This window comes from Streptomyces sp. cf386, assembly GCF_900103585.1.
Taxonomy (GTDB): domain Bacteria; phylum Actinomycetota; class Actinomycetes; order Streptomycetales; family Streptomycetaceae; genus Streptomyces.
The window spans coordinates 135,180-153,830 of the sequence record NZ_FNHV01000023.1; the positions used below are offsets into that span (position 1 = coordinate 135,180).

Annotated in this window: 18 protein-coding genes and 1 tRNA gene; 11 read left to right on the top strand and 8 right to left on the bottom strand. The window is 70.4% G+C overall.

Annotated elements, in window-relative coordinates; genetic code table 11:
• Positions 1-79: 79 nt before the first annotated feature.
• Positions 80-151: transfer RNA gene (locus BLU79_RS40025), tRNA-Cys, on the bottom strand.
• 202 nt (positions 152-353) lie between these two features.
• Between BLU79_RS40025 and BLU79_RS40030 the strand changes: the two genes are divergently transcribed.
• The 8 genes from BLU79_RS40030 (at position 354) to BLU79_RS40065 (ending at position 8,318) form a co-directional block, all read left to right on the top strand.
• Positions 354-1,817: an MFS transporter gene (locus BLU79_RS40030; protein WP_093910976.1), complete on the top strand. Its 1,464-nt coding sequence runs from the start codon at positions 354-356 to the stop codon at positions 1,815-1,817.
• A gap of 98 nt (positions 1,818-1,915) precedes the next feature.
• Positions 1,916-2,116 carry a hypothetical protein gene (locus BLU79_RS40035; RefSeq protein WP_093910950.1) on the top strand — a complete coding sequence of 67 codons (201 nt, stop codon included), beginning with the start codon at positions 1,916-1,918 and terminating at the stop codon, positions 2,114-2,116.
• Positions 2,113-2,487, top strand: a complete 375-nt coding sequence (locus BLU79_RS40040; protein ID WP_093910951.1) for a type II toxin-antitoxin system death-on-curing family toxin — start codon at positions 2,113-2,115, stop codon at positions 2,485-2,487. The genes BLU79_RS40035 and BLU79_RS40040 overlap by 4 nt, the downstream gene beginning before the upstream one ends.
• Before the next feature lie 193 nt (positions 2,488-2,680).
• The gene (locus BLU79_RS40045) at positions 2,681-4,471 is read left to right on the top strand and encodes a DEAD/DEAH box helicase (RefSeq protein WP_093910952.1); all 1,791 of its coding nucleotides are present in this window, start codon (positions 2,681-2,683) and stop codon (positions 4,469-4,471) included.
• A gap of 298 nt (positions 4,472-4,769) precedes the next feature.
• A complete protein-coding gene (locus tag BLU79_RS40050; protein WP_093910953.1) occupies positions 4,770-5,411 on the top strand; it encodes an IclR family transcriptional regulator in 642 nt (213 codons plus the stop codon).
• A 49-nt stretch (positions 5,412-5,460) separates the two neighbouring features.
• Positions 5,461-6,291 (top strand): chorismate synthase, encoded by an 831-nt coding sequence (locus BLU79_RS40055; RefSeq protein WP_093910954.1) that lies wholly within the window; start codon positions 5,461-5,463, stop codon positions 6,289-6,291.
• Positions 6,288-7,397, top strand: a complete 1,110-nt coding sequence (menC, locus tag BLU79_RS40060) for an o-succinylbenzoate synthase (RefSeq protein WP_093910955.1) — start codon at positions 6,288-6,290, stop codon at positions 7,395-7,397. Before BLU79_RS40055 ends, menC begins: the two co-directional genes overlap by 4 nt.
• A 129-nt stretch (positions 7,398-7,526) precedes the next feature.
• Positions 7,527-8,318 (top strand): YlbL family protein, encoded by a 792-nt coding sequence (locus BLU79_RS40065; protein WP_093910956.1) that lies wholly within the window; start codon positions 7,527-7,529, stop codon positions 8,316-8,318.
• A gap of 51 nt (positions 8,319-8,369) precedes the next feature.
• Here BLU79_RS40065 and BLU79_RS40070 read toward each other — a convergent pair whose 3' ends face one another.
• The 5 genes from BLU79_RS40070 to BLU79_RS40090 all read right to left on the bottom strand — a co-directional run bounded on the left by BLU79_RS40070 (position 8,370) and on the right by BLU79_RS40090 (position 12,726).
• The gene (locus BLU79_RS40070; RefSeq protein WP_093910957.1) at positions 8,370-9,329 is read right to left on the bottom strand and encodes a glycine betaine ABC transporter substrate-binding protein; all 960 of its coding nucleotides are present in this window, start codon (positions 9,327-9,329) and stop codon (positions 8,370-8,372) included.
• Positions 9,326-10,174: an ABC transporter permease gene (locus BLU79_RS40075; protein ID WP_093910958.1), complete on the bottom strand. Its 849-nt coding sequence runs from the start codon at positions 10,172-10,174 to the stop codon at positions 9,326-9,328. The genes BLU79_RS40070 and BLU79_RS40075 overlap by 4 nt, the downstream gene beginning before the upstream one ends.
• A complete protein-coding gene (locus BLU79_RS40080) occupies positions 10,171-11,454 on the bottom strand; it encodes a betaine/proline/choline family ABC transporter ATP-binding protein (protein ID WP_256333635.1) in 1,284 nt (427 codons plus the stop codon). The genes BLU79_RS40075 and BLU79_RS40080 overlap by 4 nt, the downstream gene beginning before the upstream one ends.
• Positions 11,455-11,573: 119 nt before the next feature.
• Positions 11,574-12,221 carry an ABC transporter permease gene (locus BLU79_RS40085; protein WP_093910960.1) on the bottom strand — a complete coding sequence of 216 codons (648 nt, stop codon included), beginning with the start codon at positions 12,219-12,221 and terminating at the stop codon, positions 11,574-11,576.
• Between the two features lie 25 nt (positions 12,222-12,246).
• Positions 12,247-12,726, bottom strand: coding sequence for an Lrp/AsnC family transcriptional regulator (locus BLU79_RS40090; protein ID WP_093910961.1), 480 nt, complete (start codon positions 12,724-12,726; stop codon positions 12,247-12,249).
• Positions 12,727-12,864: 138 nt separating this feature from the next.
• Here BLU79_RS40090 and hppD point away from each other — a divergent pair, with 138 nt between their 5' ends.
• Together hppD and BLU79_RS40100 are read left to right on the top strand one after the other, a co-directional pair.
• Positions 12,865-14,010, top strand: coding sequence for a 4-hydroxyphenylpyruvate dioxygenase (gene hppD, locus BLU79_RS40095; protein WP_093910962.1), 1,146 nt, complete (start codon positions 12,865-12,867; stop codon positions 14,008-14,010).
• A gap of 91 nt (positions 14,011-14,101) precedes the next feature.
• Positions 14,102-14,962 carry a phage baseplate protein gene (locus tag BLU79_RS40100; RefSeq protein ID WP_093910963.1) on the top strand — a complete coding sequence of 287 codons (861 nt, stop codon included), beginning with the start codon at positions 14,102-14,104 and terminating at the stop codon, positions 14,960-14,962.
• A 5-nt stretch (positions 14,963-14,967) separates the two neighbouring features.
• On the opposite strand, the gene BLU79_RS40105 is transcribed toward BLU79_RS40100, so the two are convergent.
• Complete coding sequence (locus tag BLU79_RS40105; RefSeq protein WP_093910964.1) at positions 14,968-16,407, bottom strand: tetratricopeptide repeat protein; 1,440 nt, start codon at positions 16,405-16,407, stop codon at positions 14,968-14,970.
• A 103-nt stretch (positions 16,408-16,510) separates the two neighbouring features.
• On the opposite strand from BLU79_RS40105, the gene BLU79_RS40110 reads away from it, so the two are divergent.
• Positions 16,511-17,917 (top strand): FAD-binding oxidoreductase, encoded by a 1,407-nt coding sequence (locus tag BLU79_RS40110; protein WP_093910965.1) that lies wholly within the window; start codon positions 16,511-16,513, stop codon positions 17,915-17,917.
• A 17-nt stretch (positions 17,918-17,934) separates the two neighbouring features.
• On the opposite strand, the gene BLU79_RS40115 is transcribed toward BLU79_RS40110, so the two are convergent.
• A complete protein-coding gene (locus BLU79_RS40115; RefSeq protein WP_093910966.1) occupies positions 17,935-18,348 on the bottom strand; it encodes an SsgA family sporulation/cell division regulator in 414 nt (137 codons plus the stop codon).
• Between the last annotated feature and the right edge of the window lie 303 nt (positions 18,349-18,651).

Consider the following 18,651-nt stretch of genomic DNA (forward strand, 5'->3'; position numbering starts at 1 on the left):
GGCAACTGAGACGGACGGCCGAAAGGGCGGCACCCCACCAGGGGTGCCGCCCTTTCGTTCTGCCTGGTCAGGCGACCAGAGGCCGTGGCGGGATTCGAACCCACGTAACTCGCTTTGCAGGCGAGTCCCTAAACCACTCGGGCACACGGCCAGGTCGGTGGAGCGTGGTGCTCCGTCCGAACTCGGTGGATCGACCGTATGGCGCGGTGTGGAGGGGGCTCAAGGGAATCGCGGCTGCTGCAATGGGACTGCCACACCGCGTTCATGAAACCCCGGTCGTACGACCAAGGTCGCACCGCAGGGCCGACTCCCGACAGGGGTCAAAGGGGGTTGTGGGCCTTACGCTGGCGTTCATGACTGCCCTCGATCCCCGTGACGCAAGCGCCGAGAAGATATCCGGCGGTCCCGCGGCCCCCTCGGTCCCCGAGGCCGAGGAGACCGTGTTGGGGCGGTCGTATCGGGCGCTCAGCATCGGGATCGTCTCCGTCGTGCTGCTCATCGCCTTCGAGGCGACCGCCGTCGGGACGGCCATGCCGGTCGCGGCGCGGGAGCTGGACGGGGTGTCGTTGTACGCCTTCGCGTTCTCGGGGTACTTCACCACGAGTCTGTTCGGGATGGTGCTGGCGGGGCAGTGGTCGGATCGGCGGGGGCCGTTGGGGGCGCTGACCACGGGGATCGCGTTCTTCGGGGCCGGGCTTCTGTTGTCCGGGACCGCCGGGGCGATGTGGCTGTTCATTCTCGGGCGGGCCGTGCAGGGGCTCGGCGGGGGACTGGTCATCGTCGCCCTGTACGTCGTCGTCGGGCGGGCCTACCCCGAGCGGTTGCGGCCGGCGATCATGGCGGCGTTCTCGGCGAGCTGGGTGGTGCCGTCGATCGTGGGGCCGCTGGCCTCCGGGGCGGTGACCGAGCATCTGGGGTGGCGCTGGGTGTTCGTCGGGATTCCGGTGCTCGTCGTGTTTCCGCTCGCACTCGCGCTGCCGCAGATACGGCGCCGGGCGGGCGGACCGATCGACGGCTCCGGCCGCCCCGCCTCCTTCGACCGGCGGCGCATCCGGCTCGCGCTCGGAATCTCCCTCGGTGCGGGCCTGCTCCAGTACGCCGCCCAGGACCTGCGGTGGCTCTCCCTCGTCCCCGGCGTCGCCGGCGCCGCGCTCCTCGTGCCGGCCGCGCTGGGGCTGCTCCCGCGCGGCACGTACCGGGCGGCGCGCGGGCTGCCGTCCGTCGTGCTGTTGCGCGGGGTCGCCGCGGGGTCCTTCATCGCCGCCGAGTCCTTCGTGCCGCTGATGCTGGTCACCCAGCGAGGGCTGTCGCCTACGCTCGCCGGGTTCTCGCTCGCGGCGGGCGGCGTGACATGGGCGCTGGGGTCGTGGGTGCAGTCGCGGCCGCGGGTGGAGCCGTACCGGGAACGGCTGATGACGCTGGGGATGGTGCTGGTGGCGGCTTCCATCGCCGCCGCGCCGAGTGTGCTGATCGACTCCGTGCCCGCCTGGGCCCTCGCGGTGGCGTGGGCGTTCGGCTGCTTCGGGATGGGGCTGGTGATCGCCTCCAGCAGCGTGCTCCTGCTCCACCTCTCCCGCCCAGAGCAGGCCGGCACCAACTCCGCCGCGCTCCAGATCTCCGACGCCCTGTCCAACATCGTCCTGCTGGCCGCCGGCGGCGCCGCCTTCGCGGCCCTGGGCGGCGGCGCGGTGAGCCATGCGGCGACGGAGGCGTCCGGCGCCGGTTCGCATCCGGCGGCGTTCGCGGTGGTGTTCCTGCCCATGGCGGGGGTGGCGTTGGTGGGGGCTTGGGTGACCACGCGGTTGCGGGAGCGGTGAGTCGGGAGCGGTGAGGCCTTCGGCGCATGGGGTGTTCGGGGTGGGGTGAGGCGTAAACGGCTCGCAGGTTCCCCGGCCCGCTCCCTATCGTCACGGGCATGAGCGACTTCACCATCCCCCTCCCGCCCGACGTCCGACGGGAGCTCGACGACCTCGCGGATGCCACCGGCCGTCTCCCCGAGGACATCGCGCTGGACGCCGTACTGCATCGACTGGCGCGGGAGTCGTCGCCGGTGCGCGTCGCGGCGGAGTCGCTTGCCGATGCGCATGCCGATCTGCTGCGGAGGCTCGGCGAATGACCAGGTACCTCACGGTCGCGGAGGTCATGACGATCGCCCGGATCGCCTTCGGCGGGCGTGCCCCCGAGGTGCGGGAGGCCGGGCTGTTCGTCTCCGCCGTGCACCGCCCACGCGCCCGCATGTTCGGGACGGCGGCCTACGACGACCTGTACGAGCAGGCGGCTGCGTTGCTGCATGCCATCGCGACGAACCACCCGCTCGTCGACGGGAACAAGCGCACGGCCTGGCTGGCCGCCGCCACCTTCCTCGGCGTCAACGGCGTCGACCTCACCGGCTGCGACCAGGACACCGCGTACGACCTGGTCATCACTGTCGCCTCCGGGAACGAGGGCGACATCTCCGTGATCGCGGGGCGGCTGCGGCAGTTGTGACGTCGGTCCCACCCGCGCCTGACCCGGCCTCGTCCGCACCTGGGCACCACCGGGCCGCCGGTAGGGTGGCCCGGTTGTCATACGTAGCCGAGTCGCCAACACCCAGTTAGCCGAGCCGCCCGCCCGTCACCCACCACCGCCCTACTCGACGCGCTGCGCGCGACCCCATTGATTCGACCCCCAAACGGAGACCGTGACTACCACAGCCGCCTCCTCCCACCACCTTTCCCCCGCCTTCCCCGGCCGCGCCCCCTGGGGCACCGCCAGCAAGCTGCGTGCCTGGCAGCAGGGGGCGATGGAGAAGTACATCCAGGAGCAGCCGCGTGACTTCCTCGCGGTCGCCACACCCGGGGCCGGGAAGACGACCTTCGCGCTCACCCTCGCCTCCTGGCTGCTGCATCACCATGTCGTGCAGCAGGTCACCGTGGTCGCGCCGACCGAGCATCTGAAGAAGCAGTGGGCGGAGGCTGCCGCGCGGATAGGCATCAAGCTGGACCCCGAGTACAGCGCGGGCCCGCTCGGCAAGGACTATCAGGGCGTCGCCGTGACGTATGCCGGTGTCGGCGTGCGGCCCATGCTGCACCGCAACCGGGTCGAGCAGCGCAAGACCCTGGTCATCCTCGACGAGATCCACCACGCCGGTGACTCCAAGTCCTGGGGCGAGGCCTGCCTCGAGGCGTTCGAGCCCGCCACGCGCCGGCTCGCGCTCACCGGTACGCCGTTCCGGTCCGACACCAACCCCATCCCCTTCGTGACGTACGAGGAGGGGAACGACGGGATCCGGCGGTCCGCCGCCGACTACACCTACGGATACGGCAACGCGCTCGCCGACCATGTCGTGCGGCCCGTCATCTTCCTCTCCTACAGCGGCAACATGCGCTGGCGCACCAAGGCGGGGGACGAGATCGCCGCCCGCCTCGGCGAGCCGATGACCAAGGACGCGATCAGTCAGGCATGGCGTACGGCGCTCGATCCGCGCGGCGAGTGGATGCCGAGCGTGCTGCGCGCCGCCGACCAGCGGCTGACCGAGGTCCGCAAGGCCATCCCGGACGCCGGTGCCCTCGTCATCGCCTCCGATCAGGACTCCGCCCGCGCCTACGCCAAGCTGATCCGCGAGATCACGGGGTCCAAGGCGACCCTCGTGCTCTCCGACGACACGGGCGCGTCCAAGCGGATCGACGACTTCAGCGAGAGCAACGACCGCTGGATGGTCGCGGTCCGGATGGTGTCGGAGGGCGTCGACGTCCCGAGGCTCGCCGTCGGTGTGTACGCCACCACCATCTCCACCCCCCTCTTCTTCGCCCAGGCCGTCGGCCGTTTCGTACGGTCCCGGCGGCGCGGCGAGACCGCCTCCGTCTTCCTGCCGACCGTCCCCGACCTCCTCACCTTCGCCAACGAGATGGAGGTCGAGCGCGACCACGCCCTCGACAAGCCGAAGAAGGAGGGCGAGGAGGACCCGTACGCCGAGTCCGAGAAGGAGATGGAGGAGGCGAACAAGGAGCAGGACGAGGACACCGGCGAGCAGGAGCAGTTCTCCTTCGAGGCGCTGGAGTCCGAGGCCGTCTTCGACCGGGTGCTCTACGACGGTGCCGAGTTCGGCATGCAGGCCCACCCGGGGAGCGAGGAGGAGCAGGACTACCTCGGCATCCCGGGGCTCCTCGAACCCGACCAGGTGCAACTCCTGCTCCAGAAGCGGCAGGCCCGGCAGATAGCGCACAGCCGCAAGAAGCCGGACTCCGAGGCCGACCTGCTGGAGCTGCCGGCCGAGCGGCGGCCGGTCGTCTCGCACAAGGAGATGATGGAGCTCCGTAAGCAGCTCAACACCATGGTCAGCGCGTACGTCCATCAGAGCGGCAAGCCGCACGGGGTCATCCACACCGAGCTGCGGCGGGTGTGCGGGGGGCCGCCCAGCGCGGAGGCGACGGCGGGGCAGTTGCGGCAGCGCATCGCCAAGGTGCAGGAGTGGGCCACCCGCATGAGGTGACGCCCGGCGCGGTGCCAAGGGCGTGCGCCGTACGTATCGGGGCAAAGGGCGGTGGTCCGTACCGGCCACTGCCCGGATTCTGGACGGAGCCTTCCGCTCAGCGAACCGGCTTCGCTAATGTCCCGCTACGCACACGCCCCGTGGCAGCGCCGCCGCGGAGCGCAGCCGTGAAGCGACGCGGTCCGGCACAGGCCGGGCCGCGGGCCGATCGGCGGCCTCTGAAGCGCGTCACGGACGGGACTCTGTGACGCATCCGCCGCGAGGGGGCCGTCGACCTCACCACTAAGGAGTGGGCGTCGTGACCGCGGAGACCTCTCAGACGCTCGACCGAGGACTGCGTGTCCTCAAGCTGCTGGCCGATACGGACCACGGGCTGACCGTCACCGAGCTATCCAACAAACTGGGCGTGAACCGGACCGTCGTGTACCGGCTGCTCGCCACGCTCGAACAGCACGCACTCGTACGGCGCGACCTGGGCGGCCGTGCCCGGGTCGGGCTCGGGGTACTGCGACTGGGTCGTCAGGTGCATCCGCTGGTCCGCGAGGCCGCGCTGCCGGCGCTGCGTTCGCTGGCCGAGGACATAGGGGCGACGGCCCATCTGACGCTGGTGGACGGCACGGAGGCGCTGGCCGTCGCCGTCGTCGAGCCCACGTGGACGGACTATCACGTCGCCTACCGGGCCGGATTCCGGCACCCGTTGGACCGGGGGGCCGCGGGACGGGCGATACTCGCGGCCCGGCAGCAGCCCAGGTGCGAGCCCGGGTACACGCTGACCCACGGCGAGTTGGAGGCGGGGGCCAGTGGAGCCGCCGCTCCGTTGATCGGGGTCACCGGCGTCGAGGGCAGCGTGGGTGTGGTGATGCTGGCGGACGCGGTGCCGGAGCGGGTGGGCCCGCGGGTCGTCGACGCGGCCAGGGAGGTGGCGGAGGCGTTGCGCTGACGCGCGCGTGCACTAGGCAGGGCCCCGCACCACCTCCGACACTCGTGTCATGACCTCACTGAGCATCCGCACCGTCCACGAGCCCGCCGGGTTCACCGCTGTTGCCGACTACTTCAGTGACGTATGGCAGACGCCTCGCAGCGCACCGCCCCTGCTGCCCGAGACGCTGAACAGCCTCGCCCACGCGGGTGGGGCCGTGCATGCCGCGTACGACGGGGAGCGGCTGGTCGGTGGCTGCGTCGCCGTGTTCGGGCCGCCGGCGTTGCGGGAGACGTACTCGCTGCTGGCCGCCGCCGAGCAGGGGCTCGGGCCGCAGATCAAGCGGGCGCAGCAGGCCTGGGCGGTGGAGCTCGGGGCGCTCACCATGCGCTGGACCTTCGATCCGCTGGTCGGCCGGAACGCCCGGTTCAACTTCGTCAAACTGGGCGCTACCGGCACGGACTACCTCATCGACTTCTACGGCCCCATGGCTGACGGCGTGAACGACGGCGACGAGAGCGACCGGCTGGAGGTGACCTGGGACCTGATCGGGCCGCCGCGAGGGCAGTCGCAAGGGCAGGAGCAGGGGCAGGAACATGGGCCGTCGCAAGGGAAGTCGGGTAACACCGGGCCCGGCAGCCCGGATCGCGAGGCCGCGCCCGCCACCCACACGGCCCCCGACGGCGGTCCGCTCGCCCGCCGGGACCCGGAGGACCGATATGTCTGGTGTCGCGTTCCGGACGACATAGTGGCGCTGCGGGCCGCCGACCCGGAGCTGGCGCTGGGCTGGCGGCGGGCCGTTCGCGAGGTGTTCACGAAAGCCTTCGCCGAGGGGTTCACGGCGACGGGCATGTCCCGCGACGGCTGGTACACGCTCACCCGCCGGGAGGCATCCGCGTGAAACTCGAACGCGTCGAGATCGTGCACGTCGCGATCCCTCTGGTCAGCCCCTTCCGTACCTCCTTCGGCACGATGACGACGAAGGACACCTTTCTGCTGCACGTCGTCACGGACGCGGCCGAGGGCTGGTCGGAGTTCGCGGGCGACCCCGAGCCGCTGTACTGCTCGGAGTTCGTGGCCGGCGCGGAGATCGTGCTGCGCGACTTCCTGCTGCCGCGCGTCGCCGCGCTCCCCGTGCTCGGTACGGCCCACCTCGCGTCGGCGATGGAGAAGATCAAGGGGCACGAGCTGGCGAAGGCGGCGCTGGAGACGGCGGTGCTGGACGCGGAGCTGCGGTCGTACGGGATGTCGCTGGCCACGTACCTCGGGGCGGTGCGGGAGCGGGTGCCGGCCGGGGTGTCGGTCGGGATCAAGGAGAGCGTCGGTGAGCTGCTGGACGCGGTGGAGGGGTATCTCACCGAGGGCTACGTCCGGATCAAGCTGAAGATCGAGCCCGGCTGGGACCTGGAGCCGGTACGGGCCGTACGCGAGCGCTTCGGGGACGGGCTGCCGCTCCAGGTCGACGCCAACACGGCGTACACGCTCGCGGACGCCGAGCATCTGCGGCGGCTGGACGCGTTCGGGCTGCTGCTGATCGAGGAGCCGCTCGCGGAGAACGACCTGTACGCCCACGCCCGCCTCCAGCAGCGCATCGCGACCCCCGTCTGCCTCGACGAGTCCCTGCACAACGCCCGCGACACCGCGTCCGCGATCGCGATGGACGCGTGCCGGGTCGTGAACGTGAAGCCCGCGCGGGTCGGGGGATACCTGGAGGCTCGGCGGGTGCATGACGTGGCGCACGCGCACGGGGTGCCGGTGTGGTGCGGGGGCATGCTGGAGACGGGCATCGGCCGGGCGCCGAACCTGGCGCTGGCCGCCCTGCCCGGCTGCACGCTGCCCGGGGACACCTCGGCGTCCAGCCGTTACTTCGCCGAGGACATCACCGAGCCGTTCGTGCTGGTCGACGGCCATCTGCCGGTGCCGCGGTCGCCGGGGATCGGGGTGGAGCCGTTGCCGGAGGCGTTGCGGCGCTTCACGAAGGAGCGGCGGGAGCTGTATGCGGCCTGAGGAGATCCGGACGTGATCTGACGTGACCCGCACGTGATGCGACGAGACCCGTACGTGACCTTCGTGGGGCAACCTTGGCAGCTCCGACCTGCGCCGGGTCGGAACTCGCCGTCACGTTAGATTGATCCCGTGTTCTCTCGCCTCACGCGCCCCCGGGCGCTCGCCGTCTGCGCCCTGCCGGTCGTGGCCCTGCTCGCCACGGCGGCCTTCGCGCCGCTGCCGTTCTCGCTGACGCAGCCCGGGCTGACGGCCGACGTGCTCGGCGAGAACCAGGGGGACCCGGTGATCACGATCTCCGGTGCGCCGACCCGGGACACGAGCGGCGAGCTGCGTATGACGACGATCGAGGCCACGTCCCCCGACACGGAGGTGACGTTCGGCGATGTGGTCGACGCCTGGTTCCGTACGGACAAGGCGGTCATGCCGCGCGACTCGGTCTATCCGAGCGGCCGCAGCACCAAGGAGATCGAGCAGTACAACACCGAGCAGATGGAGCAGTCCCAGGACGCCGCGGCCGAGGCCGCGCTGAACTACCTGGACCTGACCGACAAGAACATCAAGGTCGACCTGAAGCTCGCGGACGTGGGCGGCCCCAGCGCCGGCCTGCTGTTCTCCCTGGGGATCATCGACAAGCTGAACGGCGACGGCGCGGGCGGCGACCTGACCGGGGGCCGCACCATCGCCGGTACGGGCACGATCGACGCGGCCGGCAAGGTCGGCGCGGTCGGGGGCGTGTCCCTGAAGACGCAGGCGGCCAAGCGGGACGGGGCGACGGTGTTCCTGGTGCCGAAGGAGGAGTGCTCCGACGCGAAGGCGGAACTGCCGAAGGGGCTGCGGCTGATCCCGGTGACCACGCTGAAGGGCGCGGTGGGCGCGTTGGAGGCGCTGGAGTCGGGGAAGGGTTCGATTCCCAGCTGCTAGAGGGCCACAGCAGCCTTTTCCTCCACGAACCCCTCTGCTTATTACTGCCTACTACTTCACGAACCCCTCCGCCTTCATCCAGTCCAACGCCACCTGATGCGGATCCTCCCCGTCCACGTCCACCTTCGCGTTCAGGTCCCGCGCCACCGTGTTGTTCAGCTTCTTGGTGATCGGGTCGAGTACCTCGGGGATGGCCGGCCACTTCTTCAGGGTCTTGGTGTTGATCATCGGGGCGAGGTTGTAGTTGGGGAAGAAGTGCTTGTCGTCGTCCATGACCACGAGGTTCATGGACTTGATACGGCCGTCCGTCGTGAAGACCTCGCCGTAGGTGCAACTCCCCTTGGCGACCTGGGTGTAGATGATCCCGGTGTCCATCTGGGTGATGTTCTTCGTCGGCACGCTCATCCCGTACGCCTTCTGCATGCCCGGCAGCCCGTCCGCCCGGTTGGCGAACTCGACCTCCACGCACAGCGTCACGGCGGCGGGGTCGGACTTGGACAGCGCGGCCACCTGGGAGAGGTCGTTCGTGCGGTACTTCTTGTGGTTCTCCTGGTTCATCGCCAGGGCATAGGTGTTGTCCAGCGCGGACGGCGCGAGCCAGCTCACCCCGTTCTTCGCGTCGGCCGCCCGCACCGCCTCCCACTGCTCGTGCGGGTCGGTGATGGGCTCGCTGCGGCCCAGGTACGTGATCCAGGCCGTGCCCGTGTACTCGTACCCGGCGTCCGCGTCACCCTTCCGCACCGCCTCGCGACTGCCGATCGAACCCTGGATCCCGGTCCGGTCGAGCACCTCCGCACCGGCCGCCTCGAAGGCGATACCCATGATCGCGCCGAGGATGAGCTGCTCGGTGAACGACTTCGACGTCACCGTCAACTCGGCCCCCTTCAACGGCTCCCCCCGCCCGATGGTGCCGGGCCGCACGTCGTCGACCATGGGGGATCCGCTGGTCAGACCACAGCCGGGGGCCACGAACAGCAGTGCGGCGGCCGTCAGGGCCGTACGCCGCCTCACGTCTCCAACCCCCGAGGCCGCAGCAGCACTTCCGCCAGGGACGCCAGCCAGTCCACCAGCAGGGCCAGGGCGACCGTGAGGATCGAGCCCAGGACCAGGACCGGCATGCGCTGGTTGGTGATGCCGGCTGTGATCAGGACGCCCAGGCCGCCGCCTCCGCCGAAGACCGCCAGGGTCGCCGTGCCGACGTTGAGGACCAGGGCCGTGCGGACGCCCGCGAGGATGAGGGGGACCGCCAGGGGGAGTTCCACCCCGGTCAGTACTCCCGTGGGCGACATGCCGATGCCGCGCGCCGCCTCCAGGAGGGTCGGGTCGTTGGCCTTGAGGCCGGCGATGGTGTTGGACAGCACGGGCAGGACGGCGTAGGCGATCATGCCGATCAGAGCGGCCCGGCGGCCGATGCCCAGCCAGATCACCAGCAGGGCGAGGAGACCGATCGCGGGGGTCGCCTGGCCCATGTTGGCGAACGCCATGGCCACCGGGGTCGCCTTTCGGAACGCTCGCCGGGTGAGCAGGATGCCCAGCGGGATCGCGATGATCAGTACGAAGAACGTGGAGATCGCCGTGAGTTGGATCTGCTCCCACAGGGCCTTGGAGACCTGGCCGTTCGCCAGCGCGTTCTCGGAGACGGGGTCGAGGTCGGCCTGCTGGAACCACAGCCAGGTGGCGAGCAGGATCGCGACGAGGAAGGTGGGCACGAAGGTCAGCTTCTGCCAGCTCACCCTCCGGGCGGGAGTTCTCGGCGACGCGGGGGCGGCCAGTGCGGACTCGCCCGTCCCTTCTCCTGTCCCTTCGCCCGTCTCCTCCTCCGTCTCCTTCAGGTCGGGGGCCTCCGGAGCACTCACGCCTTCTTCCCCCCTCCCTCGCCCTCCTGCTCGGCGTGCGTCCGGTCGCTGCGGGTGACCTCCAGCTCGTGCTGGGCCTCCAGCGCCTCCAGCCGGTCGGCCTCCAACAGCTCGTGCACGGAGTTCATGAGCGTCTCCATGTCGACGACGCCCGTGTACTCGCCGCGCCGCCCGGTCACCGCCACCCGGCCCGCGCTGTCCGTCAGCACCGCCTCCAGCGCGTCCCGCAGGGTCGCGTCCCGGGTCACCGTGTCGTGCACGAGCGTGCCCGCCCGCGCCAGCGAACCCTTGGCCCGCATCATGTCGCCGCGCCTGAGCCACTTGTAGGGCCGCCCGCGCCGGTCGAGCAGCAGTACCTCGTTCGTCCCGCTGGCCCGCAGCCGGTTGAAGATCTCCTGGAGCGGGTCGTCGACGCCCGCCGTCGGATAGCCGGTGATCTCCACATCCCGTACGCGGGTCAGGTTCAGCCGCTTCAGCGCCGCGCCCGCGCCCACGAACCCGGACACGAAGTCGTCCGCCGGGTTGGTGAGGATGGCCTCCGGGGTGTCGAACTGGGCGATGTGCGAGCGTTCGCGCAGCACGGCGATACGGTCGCCGAGCTTGATCGCCTCGTCGAAGTCGTGCGTGACGAAGACGATCGTCTTGTGCAGCTCGTGCTGGAGTCGGATCAGCTCGTCCTGGAGGTGGTCACGGGTGATCGGGTCGACCGCGCCGAACGGCTCGTCCATCAGGAGGACCGGGGGATCGGCCGCCAACGCCCTTGCCACACCCACCCGTTGCTGCTGGCCGCCGGAGAGCTGACGCGGATAACGGCCGTGGAACTCGCCGGGATCGAGGCCGACGAGGTCGAGCAGCTCCTCGACCCGCGAGCGGATCCGCGGCTTCGGCCAGCCGATCATCTTCGGTACGAGGGCGATGTTCTGGGCGACCGTCATGTGCGGGAACAGCCCGGCGGACTGGATCGCGTAGCCGACCTTGCGGCGCAGCTTCACCGGGTCGATGTCGGTGACGTCCTCGCCGCCGATGCGGATGCGGCCACCGGTCGGTTCGATCAGCCGGTTGATCATCTTGAGCGTGGTCGACTTCCCGCAGCCCGACGGGCCGACGAAGATGACCACCTCGCCCGCCTTGATCTCCATGCTCACGTTGTCCACGGCCGGTTGCGGACTGCCGGGATACCGCTTGGTCAGGCTCTCCAGGTCGATGGAGGCACCGTGATGGCCGTTGTGGTCGGCACCATCGCCGCCGGTGTCGGACACGGATCCCCCGGTGTCAGGCATAGATCCCGTGGCGTCAGACATGGATCCCCCTGGCCTCGGGCACGGATCCCCTGGCCTCGGGCACGGGCCCCCTGGCCTCGGGCACGGATCCCCTGGCCTCGGGCATGGATCCCCTGCTCTCAGACACGGATCCCCCTAGGGATGGTCAGCCGCCCGATCAGGACATACGCGGCGTCGAACAGCAGCGCCAGGACGATGATCCCGAGCGTGCCCGCGAGTACCTGGTTGAGCGCGTTCGCGCTGCCCAGCGAGGCGAGGCCGCGGAAGATCACATTGCCGAGGCCGGGTCCGGAGGCGTACGCCGCGATCGCCGCGATGCCCATCAGCATCTGCGTCGAGACCCGGATCCCGGTCAGGATCGGCGGCCAGGCCAGCGGCAGCTCCACCCTGAGCAGCCGGGCGAGCCGGGACATCCCGATGCCCCGGGCCGCGTCCACCAGCGACGGATCGACGCCGCGCAGGCCGACGATCGCGTTGCGCACGATCGGCAGCAGTCCGTACAGCGTCAGCGCGATCACCGTGGGCGGAACGCCCAGCCCCACGATCGGGATGAGCAGACCGATCATGGCGAGCGACGGAATGGTCAGGATGCCCGAGGTGGAGAGGGTGGCGAAGTTGCCGGCCCACTCGCTCTGATACGTGGCCACGCCGATCAGCACCCCGAGCAGGGTCGCCACGACCATGCACTGGAAGACGGCGCTGGCGTGCTGGTAGGCGTCGGTGAGCAGCTGCTGGTGGCGGTTGCCCAGGTACTCCCAGAAGGTCACGAGGACTCACCCCACCAGGTCGCGGCTAGCTGCTCTCCCGGTCCTCCGCCGCCTGCTCCACCAACGGGATGATCCGCAGCGGAACGGGGTTCTCCATCACGATCGCGGTCGAGGCCCGGACGATCCCATCGAAACCGACAACCCGGTCGATCACACGCTGGAGATCGGCGTTGGAGCGCGCCACGAGACGGCACATCATGTCCCCGGTCCCGGTGGTCGTGTGCAGCTCCAGCACCTCCGGCACGGTCGTCAAGTGGGCCCGTACGTCCGCCCCTTGCCCCTGCCGGATCTGCAGCGTGGCGAAGGCGGTGACCGGATACCCGAGCGCGGCCGGATCGACCTCCGGGCCGAATCCGCGGATGACTCCGTTCGACTGAAGCCGGTCCAGCCGGGCCTGCACGGTCCCGCGGGCCACGCCCAGCCGCCGGGACATCTCCAGCACCCCGATCCGCGGCTCCCGCGCCAGCAGCACGATGATCCGCCCGTCCAGATGATCGATCGCCACAGCAGCCTGCTCCTTCTCCTGAGTCGCGGTGGTCATCCTGTACAGAGAGCCTGCAGAAACGCGCACTGCACTGGTCATATTGCCCAGTGAACGAGCGAACTATTGCGCACCTTGCCATGCGGGAGTGAGGCTGCGCCTATGACGCAGACCACACACCACACTCCCGACACCGCCCGGCAGGCCGACCCCTTCCCGGTCAAGGGAATGGACGCGGTCGTCTTCGCCGTGGGCAACGCCAAGCAGGCGGCGCACTTCTACTCGACCGCCTTCGGCATGCGGCTGGTCGCCTACTCCGGACCGGAGAACGGCAGCCGCGAGACCGCGAGCTACGTGCTGGAGAACGGCTCCGCGCGGTTCGTCCTCACCTCCGTCATCAAGCCCTCCTCCACCTGGGGCCACTTCCTCGCCCAGCACGTGGCCGAGCACGGCGACGGCGTCGTCGACCTCGCCATCGAGGTCCCGGACGCGCGTGCCGCGTACGCCTACGCCCTGGAACACGGCGCCCGCTCGGTGATCGAGCCCTACGAGCTCAAGGACGAGCACGGCACCGTCGTCCTGGCCGCCATCGCGACGTACGGCGAGACCCGGCACACCCTCGTCGACCGCTCCGGCTACGACGGCCCCTACCTCCCGGGCTTCGTCACCGCCGACCCGCTCGTCGAACCGCCCGCCCACCGCACCTTCCAGGCCATCGACCACTGCGTCGGCAACGTCGAGCTCGGCCGTATGAACGAATGGGTGGGCTTCTACAACAAGGTCATGGGCTTCACGAACATGAAGGAGTTCGTGGGCGACGACATCGCGACCGAGTACTCCGCGCTGATGTCGAAGGTCGTGGCGGACGGGACGCTGAAGGTCAAGTTCCCGATCAACGAGCCCGCGATCGCCAAGAAGAAGTCCCAGATCGACGAGTACCTGGAGTTCTACGGCGGCGCGGGCGTCCAGCACATCGCGCTGAACACCAACGACATCGTGGCGACGGTCCGCACCATGCGCGCGGCCGGCGTCCGGTTCCTCGACACCCCGGACTCGTACTACGACACCCTCGGCGAGTGGGTCGGCGACACCCGCGTCCCCGTCGAGACCCTGCGCGAGCTGAAGATCCTCGCCGACCGTGACGAGGACGGCTATCTGCTGCAGATCTTCACCAAGCCGGTCCAGGACCGGCCGACCGTCTTCTTCGAGATCATCGAGCGGCACGGCTCGATGGGCTTCGGCAAGGGCAACTTCAAGGCCCTGTTCGAGGCGATCGAGCGGGAGCAGGAGAAGCGCGGCAACCTGTGAATTCGTAGAAAGCGCAACCATTGATGGCCGCTTGACCCTCTCCAGTCGTGCGGGTGCCACGGGGGCATCCGCACGACCGGGAGAGACATCAGTGGCCGACCCCTTCGACCTGTCCACACCGTCCAAGCGCTGGCTGTGGAAGAAGGACACGCTCAAGGAGCCCACACTCCTGCAGTCATTCGCCTTCGACGAGGTCAACCAGCACTTGTACGTCCTTCAGCTCCGGCGCGGCGGCGGCGCGGCCGGCGACCTGTTCCTGAACAGGCTCGACTACCGGGGCAAGAGGCTCGGCCACATGGAACTGCGGGGCTTCGGGCACGGCGTCAGTATCGGTGTCCAGCACGCCTCCGACGGCACCGTGTGGATCTGGACGGAGGCCGACGCCAAGGACGGCTATGGCTGCGGCGTCACCCGCTTCCGCTTCGTCGGCGGCGCCGTCCGCACCCAGGAGGACGTCAAGGTCCGCCACCCGATCCCGGGTTCTACCCACAACCAGCCGTCGGTCTGCATGGCCTCGCGCAGCATCGCTGTCCGCCACCGTGTCGAGGGCGAGCCCCGCTACCGGGTCTGGGACCTGGACGCCTTCGTCGCCCGCGACTACGCCGACCCCGTCGCCGACTTCCCGCAGACCGGCGCGCACCCCGACCCCGCGATCCCCTTCCAGGGGTACGCCCTGCACGGCGACCGTCTCTACCAGCTGGCCGGCACGGCATACGACGCCAAGAAGAACCCGCCCGCCCGGCGCGGTAACGCCTACCTCTCCTGCCTCGACAGCCGCACCGGCGAACTGCTCGACCGGCAGCGCACCGAGGCCGGCCACTCCCTCGACCACCGCGAACCGGAGGGCCTCGCCGTCCGCCACGCCGCCGGGGCACGGCTGTGCCTGGGGCTCGGGTCGGGGGCGGAGGGGGCGCGCAGGTTCTCGATCTACTTCAAGCCGGGTGCGGCCTGAGGAGCTCACCCCTGGTCGGCCTCCCCGTCCATCTTCGGTACGTCCTCCACCGACGGCTCGCCCAACTCCGCCAACGCCGCCTCCGCCACCGGCACCCGCGTCGGCGAGAAACGCGGGTTGATCCGCAGCGCCTCCAGCAGATGGCGCCGGGCGGGCCAGGCCATCCGCAGTTCCCGCTCGATCATCCCCCGGTGATAGACGTACAGCGCGCTGCGGACCGTACCGCCCCGCTCCTTGTCGGTCGCCGCCTGGGCGAACTTCAGCGCCTCCTTGTGCTGCCCGGCCCGGTGCAGCGCCCAGCCCAGCGCGTCGGCCACCGCGATGCCCGGCTGGCGGCGCCACTCGGCCTGCAGGCGCCGTACGGCGGACCGCGCATCGCCGTGGTCGGCCTCGAAGAGGCCCAGGACGAGCTCCTCGTCGACCCCGCCGACCGCGGCCGCGGCCACCCGCTCGCGCAGCAGGTCGTACTGCACCCGAGCCGCCTGCCCCATCTTCAGCGACTCGTACAACTCGCCCAGTTCCAGGGCGTATTCGGGAAGCGGCTGCTTGGCGAGCGCCACCCGGTACGCGTTCAGCGCCTCCGTCGTGCGGCCCAGCGCCGCCAGCGTCCGCCCCTGCCCGGCGAGCGCGGCCCGCTGGTCGGGGTCGAGGCGCACCGCCTCCTGGAAGTGCCGCAGCGCCACGTCCAAGTCACCGCGTTCCCAGGCGAGCTGCCCGGCGCGTTCGGTGTACGCCGCCCGCTCGGCCGGGGCCGCGGCCGCCGCCGCAGCATCGGACAGGGCCGCCGCCGCGTCCTCCCGCCGGCCCCGGTCCCGGTAGACGGCCGCCGCCCGCGCCTGCACGGCGGGTCCCGAGTGCAGCTTCAGCAACTGCTCCAGGGTGCGCTTGGCCGCCTTCCAGTCGCCCATCCCCGTGTGCGCGTCGATCAGCTGCGGATACGTCGTCCACCGCTTCGGGTTCGCCTTCAGCGCCGCCTCGCCCCAGGCCCGCGCCGCCTGGAAGTCCCGCCGCGCGTTGGCCAGCGTCGCCATGCCGTCCAGCGCCGCGGCGTTGTCCGGCCGCACCTTCAGCGACGTCCGCAGCGCCTTCTCGGCCTTCGGGTAGTCGGCCGGCTCCGCGGTCCGCCGTCCCTGCTCCACATACGCCGCCCCCAGCACCGCCCACGCCTTGGCGTCCCTGGGATGCGTCCGCAGATGGGCCTCGCGCTCGTCGATCAGCAACGCCAGATCGGGCAGCGCGGCCGGCACCCCCGTCGTGACCGCGGTGAGCGCCTGCGCCCCCGCTGCCGGTGCGGGCGCCCGGGTCCCGCTCGATCCCCACGGCAGCAGCGTCAGCACCCCGCCGAGTACGGCACACCCCGCCACCGAGGCGAGCAGTACCCGTCGTCGGACACGCGGGCGGCGGTTCGGCGTGCCCTGTGCGTTCTCCAAGACGTCGTTCTCCATGGCGCTCACTGTGCGTGAAAAGGCTGCGTCAATACGACGACCACACCGGCTTACGACGGCTGCCGTACATGGGGTTCACACCGATGGCCCCGGGTGTCACGCTGTGATCATGAGCCGTATCGAAACCGCACCCGACCACACCCAGGGTGACCTCACCGAGCGGCTGCTCGCGGGTCTGCCCGCCGAGGCCGTCCTGACCGACCCCGACATCACCGCGTCCTACGCCAACGACATGGCCAGCTTCTGCCCGGCCGGTGCCCCGGCGGTGGTCGTGCTCCCGCGCACGGTCGAAGAGGTCCAGCACGTCATGCGCACCGCCACCGCACTGCGCGTCCCGGTCGTCCCGCAGGGCGCCCGCACGGGCCTGTCGGGCGGCGCCAACGCCTCCGACGGCTGCATCGTGCTGTCCCTGACCAAGATGGACCGCATCCTGGAGATCAGCCCCGTCGACCGCATCGCCGTCGTCGAGCCCGGCGTCATCAACGCGACCCTCTCGCGCGCGGTGAACGAACAGGGCCTGTACTACCCGCCGGACCCCTCCAGCTGGGAGATGTGCACCATCGGCGGCAACATCGGCACGGCCTCCGGCGGCCTGTGCTGTGTGAAGTACGGGGTGACGGCCGAGTACGTCCTCGGCCTCGACGTCGTCCTCGCCGACGGACGTCTGATGTCCACGGGCCGCCGTACCGCCAAGGGCGTCGCGGGATACGACATGACCCGCCTCTTCGTGGGCTCCGAGGGCTCGCTCGGCATCGTCGTACGGGCCGTCCTGGGGCTGCGGCCACAGCCACCGCAGCAACTGGTGCTCGCCGCCGAGTTCGCGTCCGCGGCCGCGGCCTGCGACGCGGTGTGCCGGATCATGGCCGGCGGGCACGTCCCGTCACTGCTCGAAATCATGGACCGTACGACGGTCAAGGCCGTCAACGACCTTTCGCACATGGGACTGCCGGAGACCACGGAGGCCCTCCTCCTGGCCGCCTTCGACACCCCGGACCCCGCCCCAGACCTGGCCGCGGTCGGCGCGCTGTGCGAGGCGGCCGGTGCCACCCAGGTGGTCCCGGCGGACGACGCGGCCGAGTCCGAACTGCTCCTCCAGGCACGGCGGTTGTCCCTGACCGCGCTGGAGGCGGTGCGCGGTGTGACGATGATCGACGACGTGTGCGTGCCCCGCTCGCGGCTCGGCGACCTGATCGAGGGCGTCGAGCGGATCGCCGAGAAGCACCAGCTGACCATCGGCGTCGTCGCGCACGCCGGCGACGGCAACACCCACCCGACCGTGTGCTTCGACGCGGCCGACCTCGACGAGTCCCGGCGCGCCCGTGAGTCCTTCGACGAGATCATGGCCCTCGGCCTGGAACTCGGCGGCACGATCACGGGCGAGCACGGCGTGGGGGTCCTGAAGAAGGAGTGGCTGGCGCGCGAGATCGGCCCGGTGGGGATCGAGATGCAGCGCGGGATCAAGCAGGTCTTCGACCCGCTGGGCATCCTGAACCCGGGCAAGCTGTTCTGACGTCGCGCGTGTGCGCCTCACTGGGCGAGCAGCTGGTCGAGCGCGTCGTCGATCCCCAGCTGCTCGCCCTCAGTCCCCGGGGGCACCACCCGCAACGTCCGCTCCAGCCAGGCCGACACCTGGGCCGCCGGCGCCTCCAGCAGCGCGTCCCCGTCCGGCGAACTCAGCGCCATCAGCACGACGCTGCGCCCCTCGACCTTCGTCGGCCACACCCGCACGTCCCCGTGCCCGCAGGGCCGGAACACGCCCTCGACGAGCAGATCGCGGGAGAAGGTCCAGTAGACGGGGTGCTCGGAGTTGATGTGGAACGTGATGTGGACGGCGTACGGATCGTCGCTGTGATAGCTCAGCCGGGCCGGCACGGCGACGCTGCGCTCCGGCGACAGGATCAGCCTGAGCTCCAGTTCGCGCTCGATGACGGTGTGATGCATGGCGTGGATGTCCTCTCCGGTTGACGCGTACGGCTCCCATGGGCGGGCCCGTACGAGTGGAGAGGGATGAGGGGGCCGGATCATTACGCGGGTTCACGGAGTTTTTTTCCGAACCAGTTCCCACCGGCTCCCGCTCGTTGTGAAAGCCGGCTTCCGTTCGTTGTGAAGTACGCGTGCGGCGGCGCCGGACCCGGCCCCGACCGGGTTCCGCCGGTGTTCCGCGCCGGGCTTCCGTTCGTTGTGAAGTCCGTGTACGAGGTTGCCCGGAAAGGGGTGGGTCCTGGGGGACCGGCGGTGCTTGTT